Origin of the sequence: Microbulbifer hainanensis (genome assembly GCF_014904735.1) — a bacterium.
Classification (GTDB): Bacteria; Pseudomonadota; Gammaproteobacteria; order Pseudomonadales; family Cellvibrionaceae; genus Microbulbifer; species Microbulbifer hainanensis.
The window spans coordinates 177,493-193,324 of sequence record NZ_JACZCR010000020.1; the positions used below are offsets into that span (position 1 = coordinate 177,493).

Below are 15,832 nucleotides of genomic sequence, written 5' to 3' on the forward strand. Positions count from 1 at the left end.
GGCCGCGCCCTGGGGGCAATCTCAACGATTGCGGCGGAAGAGGTGGTCGATGCTGAAGCGGCCGGCACCGGCGCAGGCGACGTAGATGAAACCACCGGCGATGGTCACGTTCTTCATGAAGTTGATCATCTGCGCCTGGTCGCCGGGATGGTAGTGGAACAGCCAAGCCGTCAGCAGCGAGAAGATCGCCAGTCCCAGCGCCACCCAGCGGGTCAGGAAACCGAACAGTATGGCCAGGCCGCCGCCCAGTTCCGCCAGGATCACCAGCGGCAGCAGCCCGCCGGGCACGCCCATAGCCTCCATATAGCCCTGGGTGGCCTCGTAGCCACCGATCTTGCCCCAGCCGGCGGTGATAAACATGTACGCCATCAGCACGCGGCCGAGCAGTTTTGCGAGATCGCAGGTTATTGCAGTATTCGTTCCTGAATTCATTTCTGAACCCTCTTTGTGAGATCAATCGATCAGTGATAGTGAAACTGCGTTCAGTGTAGTTCTATTATTTACTGTGAAAACCGCAAAATATCGCCAGTAACTTTCGAATTTTTCAATATTTGTCGCGAGAGACCACTGCAAGCTCACTCCAGCGGCCCGAGACAGTCGCGCAGGGCACCGATCAGCAGATTCGCCGCCGGACCGCAGCGATCGATATCGGCGTACACCAGGTAGACGGTGACATCGCGCTCCCAGGGCTCCTCGGTCGACAGGGGCAGCAGCTGGTCGGCGGACAGCGACTCGCGGATGCGGGTTTGCGGCAGCCAGGCAAATCCGAGTCCCCGCTCGATCAGCTCTACCGACGTTTGCACATTGGTGACGGTAATGCGCTGGTCCGAACCGAGCCAGCCTGCATCCTGGCGATTCCTGTGTGCGGAATCACGCACGACGATCTGCCGACAGCTTTTCAGGTCTTCACGTGTCACTGCCCGCCCGAGGTGGTGCAGCGGATGCTGCGGGTGCGCCACCGGCAGGAAACGCACACGGGCGATCGGCTCACCGACAAAACCCTGGGGCACCAGAGTACTTAGAATGAAATCGGCCTGTTGCGCCTGCAGCAGTTCCTCGGCGCCGGACAATACGGTTTCGCGCAACTCGATACGTGTGTGCGGAAACTCTGCAGCGCAGCGCTCGATGGCGTTGAACAGGCACTCGTAATCGAACAGCACATCCACGGCCAGGGTCAACACCGCTTCCTCGCCGCTGGAGAGACTGGCCGCCACCGATTCCAACGCTTCTGCCTCGTCCAGGAGTCCGCCGGCCCGTGCCAGCAGTATGCGCCCGGCGTCAGTGAGCTCGGCCTTGCGTCCACGCACTTCCAGCAGTGCCACGCCGAGACTTTCCTGCAGTTTGTGTACCGCGTGATTGATGGACGACTGGCTCTTGTGCACCGCCTGCGCAGCCTGGGAAAAACCGCCGTGTTCGACCACAGACTGGAACATACGCCACTGTTCCAGGGTTACCTTGGCCATCAGCACTCCTTTTGCATTGTTATCGACCGTTCGAGATATCCGCTCGCCGTGCGAACTGTATATAGCCCAACTAGTCTATGAATTCGAATATAAGCAGCGAATATTTGCCATTTTTTATCGAAATCATCGGTCTATACTGCCGACATCATCACACTGGGAGGTGAATATGTCAGCATTCGAACTCAAACCCGGCGCCCGCCCCGTAGTACGCGGTATCGCCAGCCAGGCCTCTTCCGACGGCGCCGGCGTCAAGATCCAGCGCGTAGCCGGATTCCAGAGCCAGGACTTCAGCCCTTTCCTGATGCTCGACGAGATCCGCTCGGAAAATGCGGACGACTATATCGCCGGTTTCCCGCCGCACCCGCACCGCGGTATCGAAACCCTCACTTATATGCTGAACGGCGAGTTCGAGCATCGGGATCACCTGGGCAATCGCGGCGCCGTCTCATCCGGCGGGGCCCAGTGGATGCGCGCCGGGCGCGGCATCATTCACTCGGAAATGCCGGCGCAGGCGCAGGACGGCACCGCTGGCGGCATGCACGGTTTCCAGCTGTGGATCAACATGGCCGCGGCCAACAAGATGGACAAACCCACCTGGCGCGATATTCAGGCGGCGGAGATGCCGGAAGTGCCACTGGATGACGCCGGCTCACTGGCCCGGCTGATCGCTGGCGAATGGACTGTTGCCGGCGAAAAGAAAAGTGCACCGCTGACGGACGCCGCGGCGGAAGCGGCGGTGGCGGATATCCGCCTGGCGGCAGATGCAGAAGTGTTACTGCCGCTGCCGGAGGCACACAGCGTGATGGTGTTCGTCTACAGCGGCGCGCTGGTGACCGAGCGCGGCCACATCCCCCGCGGCAATATGCTGTTGTATGGTGCTGGCGAAACGTTACAATTGCGCGCCGACCACTCGGGAGCAGGCTTGTTGTGCCTACATGGCCTGCCTCTGCGCGAACCCATTGCCCACTACGGCCCCTTCGTCATGAACAGCCGCGAAGAAATCGATCAGGCGCTGCGCGACTACAATAACGGCACACTCACCGACGACTAATCCGGGGCGCTGCGCGCGCCCCTTCCGTATCACTCCCGATCTGTGAGGGCGCCGCGCGGCATGGAAGTTTATTACACCTTTTGTTTTCTCGCCGCGGTGTCGGTGTTTCTCGGTTTTCTCAATCAATACGTCCTTCGCGCCCAGGCCACCATCGCTATTACCGCCGGTGCGCTGGCGCTGTCGCTGCTGGTCATCGGCCTTGGCAAGCTGGGGATAGTGTCGCTGCGCGGCTGGGCCGACCAGCTGCTGCCGCTGCTGGATCTCCAGAACCTGCTGCTGAAAGGCATGCTGGGCTTCCTGCTGTTTGCCGGCAGCCTGCACATTGACCTGCTGATGCTGCGCAACCAGCGCATCGAGATCACCCTGCTGGCGGTATTGGGTACGCTGATTTCCACCTTCGTGGTGGGCGCACTGCTGTACTGGTTCCTGCAGTTTGTCGGCCTGCCGGTGGGTTTCGTCTACTGCCTGCTGTTCGGCGCACTCATCTCCCCGACGGATCCCATCGCGGTGCTGGCGATCATCAAAAGCCTAAAGGCACCGGAGCAGGTGTCGATCCAGGTGGAGGGGGAATCCCTGTTCAACGACGGCTTCGGCATCGTCGTATTCACCGTGATCTTCGCACTGGCGTTTGAGGGCGCGGCGCCGACACTGCCGTCGGTAACCGAACTGTTCCTGGTGGACGCCGTGGGCGGCATAATTTTGGGACTCGCCATCGGCGGCCTGTTCCACTGGCTGATCGGCTGCACCGATGACCACAGCCTGGAGCTGCTGCTGACTCTGGTGATTCCCACCGCCGGTTTCTCCCTGGCCAATCTGCTCGGCGTCTCCGGCGCGCTGGCTATGGTGGTCAGCGGCATCATTATCGGCAACTTCACCCGCGAAACGGGTTTTTCCCGCGTCAGTCAGCACGAGCTGGACCACTTCTGGAACATCACCGAGGACTTCCTCAACGGCCTGCTGTTCCTGCTGGTCGGCCTGTTCCTGATCACCATCGACTTCCAGCTGTTCGATTACGTGTTGCTCGTTGCCGCAATCGTCATTGTATTGCTGAGCCGGGTGGTGGCCGTCACCGTGCCATTCACCGTCCTCAAGCGCTTCCGCAAATACCATCCCTATACCGAACGCATCCTGATCTGGGGCGGCCTGCGCGGCGGCCTGGCGCTGGCGCTGGCAATGTCGATCCCCGCCGGCCACGCGATGGTGCAAGGACAGGACATCCGCCATCTGTGGGTGGTGATGACCTACGGCGTGGTAGTCTTCTCCATCGTAGTGCAGGGTTCCACCATCGCCCCGCTGATCCGGCGCAGCCGCGAGTTCGCCGAGCCGGAGCAGCTGCCCGAAGCCGCCGGCGACTAGGGCAGGGCCACTGGCGGCGGCCGGACGGAAGCCCCGCACCCGTTGCAACCACACAAGAACAGACTCATGGAAGAAAGCGGCTTTCTGCTGCAGGCGGTGATCTACCTGACCGCCGCAGTTATTTCTGTCCCCCTGGCCACACGCCTCGGCCTGGGTTCCGTACTCGGCTACCTGCTCGCCGGCATGGCGATCGGCCCCTTCGCGCTGGGTCTGGTCGGTGACGCCAGCGACGAAATGCACATCGCCGAATTTGGCGTGGCGCTGATGCTGTTCCTGATCGGCCTCGAACTGCAGCCGCGCAAGCTGTGGCAGATGCGCGGTGCGATTTTCGGTACCGGCGGCGCCCAGCTGCTGGTCACCGCGGCCACCGTGGCCGCGCTGGCAATACTGCTTTATGAAGAGAACTGGCGCAGTGCCGTTGCCGTCGGCCTGATCCTCGCCCTGTCTTCCACTGCCATCGTGCTGCAGTCTCTGAGCGAGAAAGGCCTGCTCAAGACCGAGGGCGGCCGCGGTGCCTTCGCCGTACTGTTGTTCCAGGATATCGCGGTGATTCCGATCCTGGCGCTGTTACCCCTGCTCGCCGGCGGTGCCGCACCAGCGGAAGAGGGGGGGCTTGAAGGCTGGCGCTACGCGCTCGCGTTGATCGGCACCATCGTTGCCTTCGTCGCCGCCGGGCGCTACCTGTTGGGGCCGTTGCTGCGGCTGGTGGCGGGCAGCCAGCTGCGCGAAATGTTCACTGCCACTGCGCTGCTCATCGTGATGGCGGCCGCGGCGACCATGAGCTGGCTCGAATTGTCGCCGGCCCTCGGTACCTTCCTCGCCGGTGTGATCCTGGCCGAGAGCGAATTCCGCCACGAACTGGAGGCGGATATCGAACCCTTCAAGGGCCTGCTGCTGGGGCTGTTTTTCATCGCCGTTGGCGCCAGCCTCAATTTCCAGCTGATCGCCGAGTACCCTCTGTTGCTGCTGGCGCTGGTTCTGCTATTGGTGGTCACTAAGTTCCTGCTGCTGTTTGCCCTGGCGCGGTTTACCGGCATGTCCCGCGGCGAGGACTGGCTGTTTGCGCTGTCGCTGGCGCAGGCGGGGGAATTCGGTTTCGTGCTGGTGTCGTTTGCGATGCAGCACCGGGTACTCGACAGCACCAGCGGCAATCTGCTGACGGCGCTGATCGCGCTGTCGATGGCGATGACCCCAATCCTGCTGCTGATCTACGAGCGCTTTATCCTGCCGCGCTACATGCGCGGCTCAGACGCCGCCCGGGTCGCCGACGAGGAGCCACCGGTGGACAGCGGCTCACCGGTAATCATCATCGGCTACGGGCGCTTCGGCCAGATTGCCGGGCGCCTGCTCAATGCCTGTGGTTTTGACACAACACTGCTGGAACACAGCGCCGACCAGCTGGAAATGGTCCGCCGTTACGGCATCAAGGCATATTACGGTGACGCTTCCCGCGAGGACCTGCTACACGCCGCCGGGGCCGATAGCGCGCGTCTGGTGATACTGACCCTGAGCGACCAGGCCAAGTCGCTGGAAATTGTCGCGCAACTGCAGCGACACTTTCCGCACCTGGAGATTCTGGCCCGGGCGCGCAACCGCATGCACCACTACGCGCTGATGGAGGCGGGGGTCAAACACATCTTCCGCGAGACTGTGGATTCAGCCATATCCATCGGCGAGCGGGCACTGGAGTTGCTGGGCCTGAGCCCGCTGCAGGCGCGGCGCGCGGCGCGCAAGTTCAAGCAGCACGACCAGCGCATGCTGGAGTCGCTGTTCCCCTACTGGCGCGACGAATCCACCCACATCGCCCAGACCAAGATCTACCGCGAACAGCTGCTGCAGGCCCTGCGCGAGGACCGGCGCGACAAGGACCTGCACCTGGATCACTACTGGGAGGATTCCAGCAAACCGGGGCTCTAGGGCGCCTCTGAATAATTCGGTGATGCCTCCGGCTTGCAGAGATGCCCCGACCGGAAACTAATCCCGGGTGCACAAACTGGCCTCGAGCAAGTCGACCTCCAGCAGTAGTTTGCGGTGCAGTTCATCGTCGATCTGCCGCTCGAAACGCAGGTGGAACAGTTTTTCGCGCTCGGCGGCCAGAGCCGCCAACTGGTAGTCGCGCTCCGCCCGGGCCAGCACCCAGATCCGTTCGTCATCCACACTGCCATCGCCCGCCAGTCGGCGGTAATAAAGCTGGAGTACGAAGCCCGCCGCATCGAGCGCAATCTCGTTCTCTTCCCTCTCACTGTCGAGGCGCTGCTCCAGCTCCCCGAGCAGCTCTTCCAGCCGCTGCACTGCCGCCTGCGCCGCCGCCACACGGGCACTGCGCTCGTCGCCGATGTCGGCGAGGTGGGGCATCGGCGGCAGGCTGCGCACCAGCCGTGGCAGCGCAATGCTGGCCAGCAACAGCGAAACGAGAATGACACCCATCGCGATAACGATAGCCAGGTGCCGCGCGGGGAAGGGCGCTCCACCAGGCAGCAGCAGCGGCAGCGACAACACCCCCGCCATGGTGACGGCACCACGGACGCCGGCCACCGACGCGGTTGTCATCAGCAATAGCCGGGTCCGCAAATCCTTAACATCCCGACGCACGTGGGACAGGTGCATGGTCGCCGACACCCACACAAAGCGCAGGGCCAGCAGTACCGCAGCGATCGCGAGGATGTACAGCAACAGCGTCCAGTCGCTGGCGACGATACTGTGGCGCGCCGCCACCAGATCCGCGCGGAATACGCGTACCAGCTGCTCTCCGAGCAACACAAAAATGATGCCGTTGAGTACATCCTGCACGGTTTTCCACACTGCAGCCCTCTGCATCCGCGTCTCGGACAGCTCCGGACCGTGTAGATTGACGTACTGGGTGGCGATACCGGCAGAAGCGGCCGCCAGAATACCGGAGGCTCCCAGAGGCTCCGCCGCCAGATAGGCGGCAAAGGGCACCAGCAGGCTGACCAACACCTGCACCCCCGAATCCTCACTGCCGACGCGGCCGACCCAGCGCAGCAGATAGCCGCAGGCGAAACCGACACCGGTACCGATCACAACACCGGCCGCCGCCAGCCAGACAAAACCGAGCGCCGTCTGCGACAGGGAGAAACTGCCCGTGACCACCGCCAAAACCGCGAAACGGAAGCAGGCGAGTCCGGAAGCATCGTTCAGCAGCGCCTCCCCCTCGAGCACATGTTTCAGCCGCGGCGGCATCGGTGCGTCGCCGCGCACTGCGGCTACCGCCACCGGGTCTGTCGGTGCCAGGATCGCCGCCACAGCAAAGGCCACTGCCGCGGGCATCGCCGGCAACAGCCAGTGCACGAAGTAGCCCACGCCAATCACGGTGAAAATCACCAGTCCTACCGCGAGAATCAATATAGGCCGCAAGTCCCGCACAAAAGCGCCCTTGGGGATACGCCATCCATCCAGGAACAGTAGCGGGGGAATAAACAGCAGAAAGAAAATCTGCGGGTCCAGGGGTATCTCGACGCCAAGCGGGCCGCCGAGCAGGGCGCCGATCGCTATCTGCACCAGTGGCAATGGCAGGCGCAGGGGCAACAACCGGCAAACCATGCCGCTGAGCGCGACAGCCAGCAGCAGAACCAGCGAGAGGACAACATAATGCATCGCGCGCCGCCTCACCCGCCCACTATGGCACCGCCGCGGGGCTGAGGCCGGATCTAATGTAATCGCAGCAGAGTGTGCGGATAGGGCAAGGCGGCAAGGGAATCTCGCTGTAGAGCGGCGGATTTACAGCGAGTATAGAGTAAGTCGGCGCTGACAAACCGGGGCAGGGCGCGGCCCCGTTTAGTCAAACATCTCCGGCTGTTCGGCGCAGATCACGTTATATAGCGGCTGGAAACTGAATAGTCCCGCGAGCTCAGTACCGACCACGGCCCTGGTACGGATCGCCACTTCCGGCTCGATCAGTTTCGGTTGCCCGGCCGCCTCGGCGAGCAACTGTGCCTGGCAGCTGCGCTCCATGGTGATATACCACCAGGCCGCCTCATCGATCGACTTGCCCACGGTGAGCAGGCCGTGGTTCTGCAGGATCAGCGCCTTCTTGTTGCCCAGTGCCTGGGCCAGCGCCTCGCCTTCCCCCATTTCCAGCACCACGCCGGAAAAGGTGTCGAGCAGGCCGTGATCGCCGAAGAAGGCGCAGGCATCCTGAGTGATCGGGTCCAGCAAACGGCCGAGTGACGACCAGGCCTTGCCGTAAAGCGAGTGCGCATGGGCGGCCGCGACGACATCCGGGCGCATGCGGTGGATATGGGAGTGGATGGTGAAGGCCGCACCGTTCAGGTAACCGTCCCCCTCGACGACTTCCCCGCGGTGGTCGACTAGCAGCAGGTCCGACATTTTGATCTGGCGGAACGACACGCCCATCGGGTTGACCCAGAAATGGTCCTCCAGCTCCGGATCGCGCACAGTGACGTGGCCGGCCACCCCTTCGTCGAAACCGAATTTGCCGAATAGGCGGAAAGTGGCGGTGAGCTTGCGTTTGCGCTCGTCGCGCACCTCCTCCAGCGGCTGGGTGCTGTCCCCCAGCAGTACATTCACGTCGCCGTTCATGACGGCGGAATTAATGTCCTGCGCAGGTCTGGTTTTTTCTGTTGTTGTCATGCCCGGCCCTCTCATCATTTTTTAGCCGAGCGCTGGTTATAGCACGTTGATCGACTTTTGAGCGAGAGGGGGCGCCAATGTGAATAGCCGCAGGCGCCCCTTGCGTCAGCGCGACGGGCGGCGCTGCCAGGTCATGCTTGCCAGCACGCCGTCGCGGCGGACTAGCCTGTGCACCAGCGCCGCCGCCATATGACCGAGGATCAGCACCAACAGGCCATAGGCGAGCCAGCGGTGCGCCGGGCGCAGCAGTGCATACCAGTGATCCGACTGCGCCAGCAAAGGCGGCAGCTGCCAACCGCCGCCGAGGGACACCGGGTATCCGCCCGCCGACAGCATCGCCCAACCTACCAACGGCAGTGCCAACAACAGCCCATATAGCAGCAGATGGGACACTTTGGCGGCCAGTTGCGCCGCTTTCGGCAGTTCCCCCGGCAGCGGTGGCGCGCCGGTGGCCAGTCGCAGTGAAAGCCGCAGCACGGCCAATACCAGGATGGCGACGCCGAGGGGTTTGTGCAGATCGACCAGCCACAGGTGGCGCGCCGATACCGAACTGACCATGCCGGCACCGATAAACAGCATCGCCAGCACCGCCAGCGCCATCAACCAGTGCAGCAGGCGCAGGCTCCAGTGAAAGTGGGTTTTCATTGTTGCCCCTCCGCTTGTGCCTGTTCGCCGATGCGCTTGTCGAATGAGCGCGCGTAAACCGCCGAACGCGCCGCCAGCAGCGGATCGGCGGATGGCACCACCCCCTGCGGCACTATCAGTGGATCAAAATTGATATCGCGGCAGGCGCCCTCGGCCCGCGGCGCGCCGCCGGTCAGCACCAGGGTGCCGGCGCCTATGTGCGGATTCGAGGCGGGCCAGGCGTGGGTGGCGTCGTCGACGGGATCCCCCGGTCGGGCCAGTTGCAGCACCAGCTGCCAACGCAGCGGCCCCTGTGCCAGGCGGGCGGCGATGTCGTCAAACAGGAAGTCGTCGCCGGCGTCCGCGGCGCCCGGTGCAAAGGGCGTCTGTGGCACGAAGGACCAACGCACGGCCTGCCGTCGGCCGTGGTCATTGATGAGAAAGAAACTGTTTAGGCTGTTGTATTGGGTATTGGCGAAGCTGTCGGACGGCGTGTGCGACCCGGCCCAGGCGCGAAAAGCTGCCGTTTCCGGGTGCTGCGCGAAAAACGCACTGACCCGCGCCGGATCGGGCTTGCCGCTGGCGGCCGTGGGAGCCTGGGCGCGCAGCAGTTCGATAAACGCCTCGGGCCTCGACACCACGAACACCGGTGAAGAGATCATCGCCATGCGCCACTGCTGGCCATCGTCGGCGGTGAACTGCAGCGCCAGCGAGCGCACCAGCGCCTTGCCGTCGCTGGCGAGGGGGTTGCCCCCCGGGATCGAGAAGCGGCCGACGACCGGCGTGCGACCCGGTGCAAAGACCGCGGCGCTGGACAGCGCGGCGGCGGCACCGCTGCTGTCGAAGTAGCCGTCGACACAGAGGCCCTTGGCGTGGTTGCGGCGGTAGCCGGGATGTACCCCGGCGTTGGCTTCGAGTTGGCGCACATAGGTTGTCGGCGTCAGGCGGTCGGGTGCCAGGGCGCCCGCCACATAGGCGAAGGCCGCGCCGAGGGCGACCACAGGCAGCGCCACCAGCAGCCAGCGAGCGCGCTGTTTGGATAGGGTCATGGGAACATCTCCATTGTTATTGCAATATAAATACGCGCGGACGGCGGCTTTATTCCCCGCGGCGGGAATAAAGCCGCCGCTCGCGCGTATTTACCCACTCTGACGATGAGTGCTAGACCCGTGAACGATCTGGAACAGGAACTGGCGGCCGAGATCCCGGCCTTGCGCCGTTTCGCCACAACGCTGACCCGCCACACCGCCAATGCCGACGACCTGGTGCAAACGACGCTGGAGAAGGCCATCGTCGCCTGGGCGCGACGCGACGAGGATCGAGACATCCGCACCTGGCTGTTCTCCATCCTCTACCGCCAGTTTGTCGACAACCAGCGCCGCAGCAGCCGCCACCGCCGGCTGCTGCAGTGGTTCCTCCCCAGCGACGAGCCGGCGACCGGCAGCCTTGAGCAGCAGTACGAAGTGCGCAGCGCCCTCGGCGTCTTCGACCGGCTGCCGGAAAGCCAGCGCACGGTGCTGCTGCTGATCGCCGTGGAGGGCATGCGTTACAAAGAGGTTGGCGCGGCCCTGGGTATCCCCGTCGGCACCGTGATGTCGCGGGTGTCCCGGGCCCGCCAGACCTACCGCCAGCTGATGGAGAAGCCGCAGCGCGCGCGGCACCTGAAGGTGATGAAATGAAACCGACCCACGAACAACTGAACGCCTACCTGGACGGCGAACTGACAACTGCGGAACACCAGCAGGTGGAAGCCTACCTGCGAGAGCACCCGGACGTTGCGGCCACGCTGGAGGCCTGGCGCGCCGACGGCGCCGCCTTGAAACACGCGCTGGACACCGCGCCGCAGCCACCCAACCCGGCGCTGACGCCGCCGGCGATCCGCCGGCGCCGCGCGGCGCGCCAGCGGCACCGCTTCGGCCTCGCCGCCGGCCTGGCTCTGGCACTGGGGCTGGGTGCCGCCGGCGGCTGGCAGGCCCGCGGCAGTCTCTACGCCGCCGCCAGCCCACCGATGGCCGATGCGGTCGAAGCCTACAAACTGTTCGCGGCGACGGCCGATACGCCGCCGCCGAGCCAGGCGCAGTTGGCCGACTGGTTCAACCGCTATTTCGAGGGCGCCAGCCCACCGCCGACACTGGAGACCTATGGGCTGGAACTGGTAGACGCGCGCCTGATGGCCACCCAGGACGGTCCAGCGGTGGTGGTGCTGTACCGCAATGGCAACCGGCAGACGCTGCTGTTCTATATCCGCCCGCCGTCGCCGGGGGGCCCGTCGATGCCCAATGGCCAGCGCCACGACGGCGACCTGATGGCGCGCTACTGGTCCGACGGCCGCTTCAACTACGCACTGGTCAGCCGCAGCAATACGCCGCTGGTGCCGGGACCGGAACTGTTCGGTGCCTGATGCGGCCGGCCGTTTGGAGGGAATCTGAAAGGCCGGTGAATACCTTCCCCTACATTCCCAGCGGAGCGGGCTTCAGATAGAGGATCAGGCAGCAGATGCACATTCCGAGGGCAACCACGGAAAACTTCAGCGCGACAATCGAGGCAATGCCGAAAAAGCATAAAGTCACAATCGAGCGGATCCGCATGGATCTGAGCACCTTCAGCGACACATTCCTCTCGCCGATAAGCTCCCAGATCAAACAGATGTATGTGGCATTTACAAGGAAGAAAACCGCTGCATAGAAGGAAACGGGCTGCGGCGCCAATTTGCTCTCGGCCATCCAGGCGGTGGCGAGAGGAAGTAGTGACACAGAAAACAAATGCGCGAAGTTGAACCACAACAGTCGGGCGTTTGCGACAGTGGCATAGCGCAGGAGGTAGTGGTGATTGGTCCAGACAATGGCAATAAAAACATAGCTCACTATGTAGCTTAGCCATGTGGGCCAGTGGACAAGGAAGGCACTGTAAGTTGGAAGCTGCGGTGGATGCAGGTCCAAAACCAATACGGTGATTAATACGGCGAATACGGCATCGGAAAACCCACTGAGTCTCGAAGGGGACGCTTTGTGAGGCTTGGCCATATTTTCTGCACTAAGAATCTTCGTATGCTTTCCGACGTCCTAACGTCGCCGGCTCAAGAGCCGGCGCGCAGGGACCAGTTAGAGGAATAGAGAATCGCGATCAGGCTTTCTCTCCCCCAATCACTTCGCGAATTCGCCTGGCGATGTGAGCCACATGGGTTTCCAGGGCAAAGTGGCCAGTATCCAAAAGCTCCACCACCGCATTGGGGATGTCGCGCTTGAAAGCCTCGGCACCCGGGGGGATGAAGAAAGGGTCGTGTTCGCCCCAGATCACCAGTACCGGCGCGCGGGTCTCCCGGAAGAAGGCCTGGAAGTCGGGGTAGAGCGCAAGGTTATTTGCGTAGTCCAGGAACAGGTCGAGCTGGATGTCTTCGTTGCCGGGGCGCTCGAACAGCAGGGTGTCCAGGTGGTAGGCCTCGGGGGCGACGCTAAGTGGATCTTTGACGCCGTGGAGATACTGCCATTTGGTGCCCTCCAGGCTCAGGATGGCGTCCTTGACGGCCTGGCGGTTCTCGGCGGGGTTGTCCCAGTAAGCTCGAATGGGCGCCCAGGCATCACCCAGGCCTTCGAGGTAGGCGTTACCGTTTTGGGAGATAAGGCCGGTCACCCGCTCGGGATAGGCCAGGGCCAGGCGCAGTCCGATAGGGGCACCGTAATCAAATACGTACATTGCGTAGCTTTTCAGGCCTAACACATCAACAAAATCGACAATGGTCTTGCCTATCGCATCGAAGCTGTAGACATATTTGCGCTCCTCCGGGATCTCAGTGAAGCCGAAACCGGGAAAATCCGGCGCAATGATGTGGAACTTGTCTGCCAGCAGTGGGATTAGCTCGCGGAACTGGTGAGAAGAGCTGGGAAAGCCGTGCAGCAGCAACAAGGTCGGATTGCTGCTTTCGCCGGCTTCACGATAGAAGACGCGGACGCCATCGGCATCGGCAAACTGGTAGCGAACAGGGAAGTGGGTGTTGGCGGCCATCGCGGGGCTCCATGTAACTTTAAAAAACAGTATTTAACGGTTACCGTCACGCAAAGTATGCATTCTTACTGTAACTAGTCAATATTTATTTTAATGGTTACAATGCGACTGTGTTTTCACCTGACGAGGTATCTGAATTGAATGCGTCCAAGCAGGCCTCGCGGCCTGAACCCTATTTCCTCGCGGACCATGGCGCCCTGGACCTGCTCAACAGCGTGGCGAGCGTCGATGGTGAAACTCACGACTTCTGGCAATCAGATGAAGATGTCAGGCAGTGGCTCCTGCTGTCCGGACTGGTTCAGGTTCCGGCGGCGCTCGAATTCGAGAGTGGTGCCTTACTGACAGAGGCGCGTGCGTTGCGGGAAGCACTGCGACTCCAGGTTGAAAACCGCAAGGCGGGAAAGCCGGTATCCGTCGAGGGCCTAAACCGATTTTTGGCGCAATCACCCAGCTACATTCAGATTAGCCAAATGGACGACGGTGGCCTGCGCACGGAACGAATTTATCGACAGCAAACGCCGGCACAGTTACTGGGCCCGGTGGCCGAACTGGTCGCCAGCCTGCTGGTTGAAGGGAATTTTGATCTTATCCGTGTCTGTGAGCATCCCGATTGCACACTGTGGTTTTACGACAGAACCAAAGCGCACCGTCGCCGCTGGTGCAGCATGGCGTTGTGCGGTAACCGGGCCAAAGTGGCGAAATTTAGGCGACAGCAGAAATAGCCGTGATCTTGGTACCGGGCGTATCGAACCCCGGTATCGAGGGCTCCTGAAGGGCGAGGGCACCAGGCCAGGCCCGGATCAGGCATAACCCAGTGAAAGGCGGGCGGCAATACACTCAGGGGGAAGAAGGCTCTCCCCCCTGTCCGCGCGGCCGCCACGGCAAGCGATTATTCTACGGTCACTGACTTGGCCAGGTTGCGCGGCTGGTCCACATCAGTGCCCTTAAGAAGCGCCACGTGGTAGCTGAGCAGCTGCAGCGGCACCGTGTACAGGATCGGCGCCAGGCTGTCCGGCGCATCCGGCACCTCCACCACCGTGATGCCCGCCTCGCTGACAAAGCCCGCCCTTGGGCTCGCGAACACAAACAGCTCGCCCCCGCGGGCACGAACTTCCTGCAGGTTGGATTTTAATTTTTCCAGCAGCTCGTTGTTGGGCGCCACCACGATCACCGGCATATCCGCATCGACCAGGGCCAGCGGGCCGTGTTTCAGCTCGCCGGCGGGGTAGGCTTCCGCGTGGATATAGGAGATTTCTTTCAGTTTCAGCGCCCCTTCGAGGGCGATCGGGTACTCGACGCCGCGGCCCAGGAACAGCGCGTGGTGCTTTTCGGCAAAGGCCTCACTGGTGATCTGCACCAGAGTATCCAGACCGGTGAACTGTTCCATCAAGTCCGGTAACTGGTGCAGCGCGCGCACCAGCTCAGCCTCGCGCTCCGCCGGCAGACCGTTAACTTTGGCCAGGGCGATACAGAACAGCTGCAGCGCCACCAGTTGGGTAGTGAATGCCTTGGTGGAAGCCACGCCTATCTCCGGACCCGCCTCGGTCATCAGCGACAGCTCCGACTCACGTACCAGGGAACTGTTGGGCACGTTGCAGATAGTCATCGACGCCAGATAGCCGAGTTCCTTCGCCTGGCGCAGCGCCGCCAGGGTGTCGGCGGTCTCGCCGGACTGGGAGATGGTCACGAATAAAGTGCCCGGCCGCACCGCGGTCTTGCGGTAGCGGATCTCGCTGGCCACCTCGACGGAGCAGGGGATACCGGCCCAGTCCTCGAGCCAGTAGCGCGCCACCAGGCCAGCGTGGTAACTGGTGCCGCAGGCTACGATCTGTACCTGCTGCACTTCCGGCAGTATTTCGTGGGCCCGAGCACCCAGTGCTTCAGACAAGACCGTAGATTCGCCGATTCGACCAGCCATGGTCGCGGCTACCACCTGCGGCTGCTCGAAGATTTCCTTCTGCATGTAGTGGCGGTAGCGGCCTTTGTCGGCGGCGTCGTGACTGCCATCCAGCTTGTGCACCGGGCGGCTGACCTCGGCACCGCTGTGGTCGCGCACGGCGATTCCCGCGTCGGTAATCTCGGCGATATCGCCTTCCTCGAGGAAAATAAAGCGGTCAGTAACCTGGCGCAGGGCCATCGGGTCCGACGCGATAAAGTTCTCCTCGATGCCCACACCGATCACCAGTGGGCTGCCGGATCGGGCGCATACCATCACTTCGGGTTCACGGGCACTGATCACACCGAGGGCGTATGCGCCGTGCAATTGTGCAGTGGCCGCAGTCACCGCCTCGACCAGGCTGAGCCCGGAGGCGGCGAGCGAATGAATCAGGTGTACTACCACTTCGGTGTCGGTATCCGACAGGAATTCGTAACCTTTGCCCTGCAGCTCCGCGCGCAGGGTCTGGTAGTTTTCGATGATGCCGTTGTGCACCAGCGCTATGTCGCCGGACACGTGGGGATGGGAATTCCTGTCCGACGGCTCGCCATGGGTCGCCCAGCGGGTGTGGGCAATGCCGAGTCGGCCTCCAGCGGGTGATTCGGCGAGTTTCGCTTCCAGATCTGCCACCTTGCCGCGACTCTTGCGCAGTTGCAGTTGGCTGTCGCCGTCGACTAGGCAGACACCTGCGGAGTCGTAGCCGCGGTATTCGAGCCGCCGCAAACCTTCCAGCAGGATTTCACTGACATTGCGCTGGGCCAGCGCGCCGACAATTCCACACATGCTCTA

At 62.7% G+C, this 15,832-nt stretch carries 15 protein-coding genes; 6 read left to right on the forward strand and 9 right to left on the reverse strand.

Annotated features, from left to right (window positions below):
* Window positions 1–21: 21 nt before the first annotated feature.
* Together IG168_RS07060 and IG168_RS07065 are read right to left on the reverse strand one after the other, a co-directional pair.
* Window positions 22–432, reverse strand: a complete 411-nt coding sequence (locus tag IG168_RS07060; protein ID WP_193163294.1) for a DoxX family protein — start codon at window positions 430–432, stop codon at window positions 22–24.
* Between the two features lie 143 nt (window positions 433–575).
* The gene (locus IG168_RS07065; RefSeq protein ID WP_193163296.1) at window positions 576–1,463 is read right to left on the reverse strand and encodes a LysR family transcriptional regulator; all 888 of its coding nucleotides are present in this window, start codon (window positions 1,461–1,463) and stop codon (window positions 576–578) included.
* 166 nt (window positions 1,464–1,629) lie between these two features.
* Between IG168_RS07065 and IG168_RS07070 the strand changes: the two genes are divergently transcribed.
* The 3 genes from IG168_RS07070 to IG168_RS07080 all read left to right on the forward strand — a co-directional run bounded on the left by IG168_RS07070 (window position 1,630) and on the right by IG168_RS07080 (window position 5,787).
* A complete protein-coding gene (locus tag IG168_RS07070; RefSeq protein WP_193163298.1) occupies window positions 1,630–2,514 on the forward strand; it encodes a pirin family protein in 885 nt (294 codons plus the stop codon).
* A gap of 60 nt (window positions 2,515–2,574) precedes the next feature.
* Window positions 2,575–3,870 (forward strand): cation:proton antiporter, encoded by a 1,296-nt coding sequence (locus tag IG168_RS07075; protein WP_193163300.1) that lies wholly within the window; start codon window positions 2,575–2,577, stop codon window positions 3,868–3,870.
* A gap of 66 nt (window positions 3,871–3,936) precedes the next feature.
* Entirely contained in the window at window positions 3,937–5,787 is a 1,851-nt protein-coding gene (locus IG168_RS07080) for a monovalent cation:proton antiporter-2 (CPA2) family protein (RefSeq protein ID WP_193163302.1), read from the forward strand.
* A 57-nt stretch (window positions 5,788–5,844) separates the two neighbouring features.
* On the opposite strand, the gene IG168_RS07085 is transcribed toward IG168_RS07080, so the two are convergent.
* The 4 genes from IG168_RS07085 to IG168_RS07100 form a co-directional block, all read right to left on the reverse strand.
* The gene (locus tag IG168_RS07085; RefSeq protein ID WP_193163304.1) at window positions 5,845–7,485 is read right to left on the reverse strand and encodes a Na+/H+ antiporter; all 1,641 of its coding nucleotides are present in this window, start codon (window positions 7,483–7,485) and stop codon (window positions 5,845–5,847) included.
* Window positions 7,486–7,665: 180 nt separating this feature from the next.
* Window positions 7,666–8,481, reverse strand: a complete 816-nt coding sequence (locus IG168_RS07090; RefSeq protein WP_193163306.1) for a class II aldolase/adducin family protein — start codon at window positions 8,479–8,481, stop codon at window positions 7,666–7,668.
* Between the two features lie 105 nt (window positions 8,482–8,586).
* Window positions 8,587–9,126, reverse strand: coding sequence for a cytochrome b (locus IG168_RS07095; RefSeq protein ID WP_193163308.1), 540 nt, complete (start codon window positions 9,124–9,126; stop codon window positions 8,587–8,589).
* Window positions 9,123–10,154 carry a catalase family peroxidase gene (locus IG168_RS07100; RefSeq protein ID WP_193163310.1) on the reverse strand — a complete coding sequence of 344 codons (1,032 nt, stop codon included), beginning with the start codon at window positions 10,152–10,154 and terminating at the stop codon, window positions 9,123–9,125. Before IG168_RS07100 ends, IG168_RS07095 begins: the two co-directional genes overlap by 4 nt.
* Window positions 10,155–10,259: 105 nt before the next feature.
* Here IG168_RS07100 and IG168_RS07105 point away from each other — a divergent pair, with 105 nt between their 5' ends.
* The gene (locus tag IG168_RS07105; protein ID WP_226876607.1) at window positions 10,260–10,784 is read left to right on the forward strand and encodes an RNA polymerase sigma factor; all 525 of its coding nucleotides are present in this window, start codon (window positions 10,260–10,262) and stop codon (window positions 10,782–10,784) included.
* Entirely contained in the window at window positions 10,781–11,506 is a 726-nt protein-coding gene (locus IG168_RS07110) for an anti-sigma factor family protein (protein WP_193163312.1), read from the forward strand. The genes IG168_RS07105 and IG168_RS07110 overlap by 4 nt, the downstream gene beginning before the upstream one ends.
* Before the next feature lie 49 nt (window positions 11,507–11,555).
* On the opposite strand, the gene IG168_RS07115 is transcribed toward IG168_RS07110, so the two are convergent.
* Together IG168_RS07115 and IG168_RS07120 are read right to left on the reverse strand one after the other, a co-directional pair.
* Window positions 11,556–12,128 carry a TMEM175 family protein gene (locus IG168_RS07115; RefSeq protein WP_193163314.1) on the reverse strand — a complete coding sequence of 191 codons (573 nt, stop codon included), beginning with the start codon at window positions 12,126–12,128 and terminating at the stop codon, window positions 11,556–11,558.
* A gap of 100 nt (window positions 12,129–12,228) precedes the next feature.
* Window positions 12,229–13,107 (reverse strand): alpha/beta fold hydrolase, encoded by an 879-nt coding sequence (locus tag IG168_RS07120; RefSeq protein WP_193163316.1) that lies wholly within the window; start codon window positions 13,105–13,107, stop codon window positions 12,229–12,231.
* Between the two features lie 137 nt (window positions 13,108–13,244).
* Here IG168_RS07120 and IG168_RS07125 point away from each other — a divergent pair, with 137 nt between their 5' ends.
* The gene (locus IG168_RS07125; protein WP_193163325.1) at window positions 13,245–13,829 is read left to right on the forward strand and encodes a CGNR zinc finger domain-containing protein; all 585 of its coding nucleotides are present in this window, start codon (window positions 13,245–13,247) and stop codon (window positions 13,827–13,829) included.
* A gap of 167 nt (window positions 13,830–13,996) precedes the next feature.
* Here the strand turns inward: IG168_RS07125 and glmS are convergent, their stop codons facing one another.
* Window positions 13,997–15,826 carry a glutamine--fructose-6-phosphate transaminase (isomerizing) gene (glmS, locus tag IG168_RS07130; protein ID WP_193163327.1) on the reverse strand — a complete coding sequence of 610 codons (1,830 nt, stop codon included), beginning with the start codon at window positions 15,824–15,826 and terminating at the stop codon, window positions 13,997–13,999.
* Between the last annotated feature and the right edge of the window lie 6 nt (window positions 15,827–15,832).